The 6,370-nt window shown below is 70.3% G+C and carries 4 protein-coding genes; all 4 read right to left on the bottom strand.

Annotated features, from left to right (window positions below; translation table 11 throughout):
* The coding region (locus AXW62_RS35765) for an acyl-CoA carboxylase subunit beta (protein WP_060948085.1) at positions 1-1,528 on the bottom strand (1,528 nt) is incomplete at its 3' end.
* 317 nt (positions 1,529-1,845) lie between these two features.
* Positions 1,846-3,444, bottom strand: coding sequence for a citramalate synthase (gene cimA / locus AXW62_RS35760; RefSeq protein WP_030823484.1), 1,599 nt, complete (start codon positions 3,442-3,444; stop codon positions 1,846-1,848).
* 322 nt (positions 3,445-3,766) lie between these two features.
* Positions 3,767-4,852, bottom strand: a complete 1,086-nt coding sequence (locus AXW62_RS35755) for a branched-chain amino acid aminotransferase (RefSeq protein WP_060948084.1) — start codon at positions 4,850-4,852, stop codon at positions 3,767-3,769.
* Between the two features lie 201 nt (positions 4,853-5,053).
* Complete coding sequence (locus tag AXW62_RS35750) at positions 5,054-6,097, bottom strand: 3-isopropylmalate dehydrogenase (protein ID WP_060948083.1); 1,044 nt, start codon at positions 6,095-6,097, stop codon at positions 5,054-5,056.
* Between the last annotated feature and the right edge of the window lie 273 nt (positions 6,098-6,370).

The following is a 6,370-nucleotide window of genomic DNA, read 5'->3' as shown; positions in this document are numbered from 1 at the left end:
GCATCGCCAGGGACCGGATCAGGACCTCACGGGTGTCCGCCGGGTCGATGACGTCGTCGACCAGCCCCCGCTCGGCCGCGTAGTAGGGGTGCATCAGCTCGGACTTGTACTCCTTGACCATGCGGGCGCGCATGGCCTCGGGGTCGTCGGCGTCGGCGATCTGACGGCGGAAGATCACGTTGGCGGCGCCCTCGGCACCCATCACCGCGATCTCGTTGGTCGGCCAGGCGTAGGTCAGGTCGGCGCCGATGGACTGGGAGTCCATGACGATGTACGCACCGCCGTACGCCTTGCGCAGGATGACCGAGATCCGCGGCACGGTGGCGTTGCAGTACGCGTACAGCATCTTGGCGCCGTGCCGGATGATCCCGCCGTGCTCCTGGTCCACACCGGGCAGGAAGCCGGGCACGTCGAGGAAGGTGACCAGCGGGATGTTGAAGGCGTCGCACATCTGGATGAAGCGCGCGGACTTCTCCGACGCCTCGATGTCCAGCACCCCGGCCAGCGACTGCGGCTGGTTGGCGATGATGCCGACCACCTGGCCGTCCAGCCGGGTCAGCGCGCAGATGATGTTGGTCGCCCAGCGCTCGTGGACCTCGAGGTACTCACCGTCGTCGACGATCTCCTCGATGACCTTGCGCATGTCGTACGGGCGGTTGCCGTCCGCCGGGACCAGGTCCAGCAGCGAGTCACCGCGCCGGGAGACCGGGTCGTCGGCCTCGACGGCCGGCGGGTTCTCCCGGTTGTTCTGCGGCAGCAGCGACAGGAGGTAGCGCACCTCCTCCAGGCAGGTCTCCTCGTCGTCGTAGGCGAAGTGGCACACGCCCGAGGTCTCGGCGTGCACATCCGCGCCGCCCAGTCCGTTCTGGGTGACCTTCTCGCCGGTCACCGCCTGGACCACATCGGGTCCGGTGATGAACATCTGCGAGGTCTCCCGGACCATGAAGACGAAGTCCGTCAGCGCCGGGGAGTACGCCGCCCCGCCCGCGCACGGGCCGAGCATCACGCTGATCTGGGGGATGACACCGGACGCCTTGGTGTTCCGCTGGAAGATGCCGCCGTATCCGGCGAGCGCCGAGACACCCTCCTGGATCCGGGCACCGGCGCCGTCGTTGAGGGACACCAGCGGCGCCCCGGCCGAGATGGCCATGTCCATAATCTTGTGGATCTTGGTCGCGTGGGCCTCCCCCAGCGCCCCGCCGAAGATCCTGAAATCGTGTGCGTAGACGAACACCGTCCGTCCGTGGACGGTCCCCCAGCCGGTGACGACGCCGTCGGTGTAGGGCCTCTTCGCCTCGAGCCCGAACCCGGTCGCGCGATGCCGCCGCAGCGGCTCCACTTCGTTGAAGGACCCCTCGTCAAGCAGCAGATCGATCCGCTCGCGAGCCGTCAGCTTCCCCTTGGCCTTCTGGGCCTCGGTCGCCCGCTCGCTCGGGCCGCGCCGAGCCTGCTCGCGAATCGCGTGCAGCTCGGCGACGCGCCCGCGAACGTCACTCGCCTCAGCAGGCGCACCTTCGAGATTGGTCATGCAATGACGGTACGTTCCCGGGCCCCCGGAAACGCATGTCAATTCCCTACAACGTCAAGGGCGTTTTGGTGGGCAGGCAGAACAGAACTGGACAGCGCCTTTCCCACTACCTGGTGTCCTCAAGGACAATCGGCCCTGTCGGCACCCCACAAACTCCTTGGTGGCGACCGTGCAGCGTACGGGCGTGACCACCCGGATGGGCGGCAGCCGCCGGAGCGGTGGTGCGGCCGGATCGGGCAACGGGCCGGCCCGGCCCGCGCTCCGCGTTCCCCGCACCTTACTCCGGCGGTCGCCGGCACCGCGGCATCCGCCGCGTGTCACTCCTGCGGGTCCACCCCGGCCCGCAGCAGACCGTAGGCGTAGGCGTCGTCCAGCGCCTGCCAGGACGCGGCGATCACGTTCTCCCCGACGCCGACCGTGGACCACTCCCCCCGGCCGTCCGCGGTGGAGACCAGCACCCGGGTGGTGGACTCGGTGCCGTGCTTGCCCTCCAGGATGCGGACCTTGTAGTCCACCAGCTCCATCGTGGCCAGCTGCGGGTAGATCCGCTCCAGCGCCACCCGCAACGCCCGGTCCAGGGCGTTGACCGGCCCGTTGCCCTCCGCCGTGGCGACGATGCGCTCGCCCTTGGCCCACAGCTTCACGGTGGCCTCGTTGGCGTGGGTGCCGTCCGGGCGGTCCTCGACGATCGCCCGCCAGGACTCGACCCGGAAGTAGCGGCGGGCCCGGCCCTCGACCTCCTGGCGCAGCAGCAGTTCGAAGGAGGCGTCGGCGGCCTCGTAGGTGTAGCCGGCGAGCTCGCGCTCCTTGACCCGCTCGACGATCCTCCCCACCAGCGCCCGGTCGCCGCCGAGGTCGATGCCCAGCTCCTTGCCCTTGAGCTCGATCGACGCCCGGCCGGCCATGTCGGAGACCAGCATCCGCATGGTGTTGCCGACCCGCTCGGGGTCGATGTGCTGGTACAGATCCGGATCGACCTTGATCGCGGAGGCGTGCAGTCCGGCCTTGTGGGCGAAGGCGGAGACCCCCACATAGGGCTGGTGGGTGGACGGCGTCAGGTTGACGACCTCGGCGATCGCGTGCGAGATCCGGGTCATCTCCGCCAGGGCGCCGTCCGGCAGCACCCGGCGGCCGTACTTGAGTTCGAGGGCCGCGACCACCGGGAAGAGGTTGGCGTTGCCCACGCGCTCGCCGTAGCCGTTGGCCGTGCACTGGACGTGGGTGGCGCCCGCGTCCACGGCGGCGAGGGTGTTGGCGACGGCGCAGCCGGTGTCGTCCTGGGCGTGGATGCCCAGCCGGGCGCCGGTGTCGGCCAGGACGGTGCGGACCACCGCGTCGATCTGGCCGGGGAGCATGCCGCCGTTGGTGTCGCAGAGGATCACCACGTCGGCACCCGCCTCGTGGGCGGCGGAGACGACCTGCTTGGCGTAGCCGGGGTTGGCGCGGTAGCCGTCGAAGAAGTGCTCGCAGTCGAGGAAGACCCGGCGGCCCTGGGACCGCAGGTAGGCGACGGTCTCGCGGACCATCGCGAGGTTCTCCTCGAGCGTGGTGCGCAGGGCCAGCTCCACATGGCGGTCGTGGGACTTCGCCACCAGGGTGATCACCGGTGCGCCGGACTCCAGCAGTGCCCTGACCTGCGGGTCGTCCTCGGCGCTCACGCCCGCCTTGCGGGTGGCGCCGAACGCCACCAGCTGGGCGTGGGCGAAGTCGATCTCTTCGCGCGCCCGTGCGAAGAACTCCGTGTCGCGCGGGTTGGCGCCGGGCCAGCCGCCCTCGATGAAGCCCACGCCGAAGTCGTCCAGGTGCCGGGCGATGGTCAGCTTGTCGGCGACCGTGAGGTTGATGCCCTCGCGCTGCGCTCCGTCGCGCAGCGTGGTGTCGAAGACGTGGAAACTGTCGTCGGGCAGATCCTTCATGGTGGTCTGGCACTCCTGTCGGGGATCTCGGTCTAACCGGAATAACCGGCTCCGCGCCCTCCTATGATCCCTCACGCTTCGCCTCCGGCGGGATGGTCCGGAAAACGAAAAGACCCCTCGCGGGTGCGAGAGGTCTGCGCGCGGGTCTGGGGCACGGTGGCCGCGCCGCACCGGGTCGTACGGGGCGGTCACTGCGGACCGGCGCGCCTGCTGCCAATAATCATGGCGAACGAGAGCACGGGGGCAGTTTGGCACACTCCGCCCCCGCGCTCTCATCCGTCTCAGGATGCGAACCCCTCGGGTCAACGAGGGGAGCCGGAGGTCAGCCCAGGGGGTGCAGCCAGCCGTGGGTGTCCGGGGCGGCGCCGGTCTGGATGTCCAGCAGCGCCTTGCGCAGCCGCAGCGTCACCTCGCCCGGCTCACCGTCGGCCACCGTCCAGTTCGCCCGGGTGGACTTCACCGAGCCGACCGGGGTGATCACGGCCGCCGTACCGCAGGCGAAGACCTCGGTGAGGGTTCCGTCGGCGTTGCCCTGGCGCCAGTCGTCGACGGAGATCCGGCCCTCGGCAACCTCGTAACCGAGGTCGGCAGCGATCCGCAGCAGGGAGGCGCGGGTGATCCCCGGCAGCAGCGAACCGGACAGCTCGGGGGTCAGGATGCGGTTCCCGTACACGAAGTACAGGTTCATCCCGCCCATCTCCTCGATCCAGCGGCGCTCGACCGCGTCCAGCCAGACCACCTGGTCACAGCCCTGCTCGGCGGCCTGTGCCTGGGCGACCAGGGAGGCCGCGTAGTTGCCGCCCGCCTTGGCCGCGCCGGTGCCGCCGGGCGCGGCGCGGACGTACTCCTCCGAGAGCCACACCGAGACCGGCCGCACACCGCCGGCGAAGTAGGGCCCGGCCGGGGAGGCGATCACCACGAAGAGGTACTCGTTCGAGGGCCGGACGCCCAGCCCGACCTCGGTGGCGAACATGAAGGGCCGCAGGTAGAGGGACTGCTCTCCATGGCCCGGCACCCATGCCTTGTCCTGGGTGACCAGCGCGTCGCACGCCTCGATGAAGGTGTGGACGGGCAGCTCGGGCATGGCCAGGCGGCGCGCGGACGCCTGGAACCGCTCGGCGTTCTGCTCGGGGCGGAACGTCGCCACGGTGCCGTCGGGCTGGCGGTACGCCTTGAGCCCCTCGAAGATGGTCTGGGCGTAGTGCAGCGTCATGTTCGCCGGGTCGAGCGACAGCGGGGCGTACGGCACGAGCTGGGCCTCGTGCCAGCCACGGCCCTCGGTCCACTTGATGGTCACCATGTGATCGGTGAAGTGGCGGCCGAATCCGGGGTTGGCCAGGATCTTCTCCCGCTCGGCGGCGGGAAGCGGATGGGAGGAGGGCTTGAGCTCGATCGTGGGCGTCGTCATGGCAGGTAGTCCTTCACCTTGGGTTGTGGCGGACCGCGCTCACTCCATCCTGCCCGTGATCGGTACTAGGACGTCCAAGCTTCTCTTCACACCGCGGCCCCACCGGGGATTATCTCCTAGGCGGGGCCGGGGAAGGATGCGTGCGCAACGCGCGGCCCAGGTCGATGGTCGCACCCAGCCGCGCGCTGGCACAGGCTGGGGTCAGCCGGATACTCGGGCGGCGAGCGCGTCGCCGATCTCGTCGGTGGTGCGCGGCGCGGCCGCGTCCCGCTCGGCGAGGTCCGCCCCGACGGCGGCCTCGACACGGGCCGCCTCGTCCGCGTAGCCGAGGTGCGACAGCAGCAGGGCCACCGACAGCACGGTAGCCGTCGGGTCGGCCTTGCCGGTGCCCGCGATGTCCGGCGCGGAGCCGTGGACCGGCTCGAACATCGACGGGAAGGCGCCGGAGGGGTTGATGTTGCCGCTCGCGGCGAGCCCGATGCCGCCGGTGACCGCGGCGGCGAGGTCGGTGAGGATGTCACCGAAGAGGTTGTCGGTGACGATCACGTCGAACCGCTCCGGCTGGGTGACGAAGAAGATCGTCGCGGCGTCGACGTGCAGATAGTCGGTGGTGACCTCGGGGTACTCCTGGCCGACCCGGTCGAAGATGTTCTTCCACAGGTGGCCGGCGTGCACCAGGACGTTGTTCTTGTGCACCAGGGTCAGCTTCTTGCGCGGACGGGCGTCGGCCCGCTCGTAGGCGTCCCGGACCACGCGCTCGACACCGTAGGCCGTGTTGAGGCTGACCTCGGTGGCGACCTCGGCCGGGGTGCCGACGCGCAGGGTGCCGCCGTTGCCCACGTACGGGCCCTCGGTGCCCTCGCGGACGACCACGAAGTCGATGTCGGGGCGGCCGGCCAGCGGGGTCGCGGTGTTCGGGAAGAGCTTCGACGGACGCAGGTTGACGTAGTGGTCGAAGGCGAAGCGCAGCTTGAGCAGCAGCCCGCGCTCGAGCACGCCCGAGGGCACCGACGGGTCGCCGATGGCGCCGAGCAGGATCGCGTCGTGGTTCTTCAGCGACTCCAGGTCCGCGTCCGGCAGGGTCTCGCCGGTGGCGTGCCAGCGCCGGGCGCCGAGGTCGTAACTCCGGGTCTCCAGCTTCACGTCCTGCGGAAGGGCGGCGGACAGGACCTTCAGACCCTGGGCCACGACCTCCTGGCCGATACCGTCACCGGGGATCACTGCGAGGCGAATGCTGCGAGACATACCCGGACCCTACAGCTCGTCCCATGGATTGACATAGGGCGTCCGCCATTCGGACGCGACGGTGTCCCGGACCCCGCATTGGAAAGCCCCCGTTCACCCGGTGTACCCGGCGGCGTCGACCGGGCGGGGGAGATTCCGGCGCATGGACACACCACGGTTCGGCGTGCCCGAGCGGCTCGCCCAGCGGATGACCATGGCGGAGCAGCACGCGTATCTGCGCGCCCGGCTCTCCCGCCGCCGGGTGCTGCGCGGGGGCGCCGCGGCGGCGGGCAC

The sequence above is a fragment of the Streptomyces hygroscopicus subsp. hygroscopicus genome, assembly GCF_001553455.1.
Lineage (GTDB): Bacteria > Actinomycetota > Actinomycetes > Streptomycetales > Streptomycetaceae > Streptomyces > Streptomyces hygroscopicus.
Note: the sequence above shows the minus strand (reverse complement) of the source record. Positions and strands in the feature narration are given on the sequence as shown.

Coding starts and splice junctions, on each gene's coding strand:
- AXW62_RS35755 (WP_060948084.1), bottom strand. CDS start 4,852: ATGACGACGCCCACGATCGAGCTCAAGCCCTCCTCCCATCCGCTTCCC.
- cimA (WP_030823484.1), bottom strand. CDS start 3,444: ATGAAGGATCTGCCCGACGACAGTTTCCACGTCTTCGACACCACGCTG.
- AXW62_RS35750 (WP_060948083.1), bottom strand. CDS start 6,097: ATGTCTCGCAGCATTCGCCTCGCAGTGATCCCCGGTGACGGTATCGGC.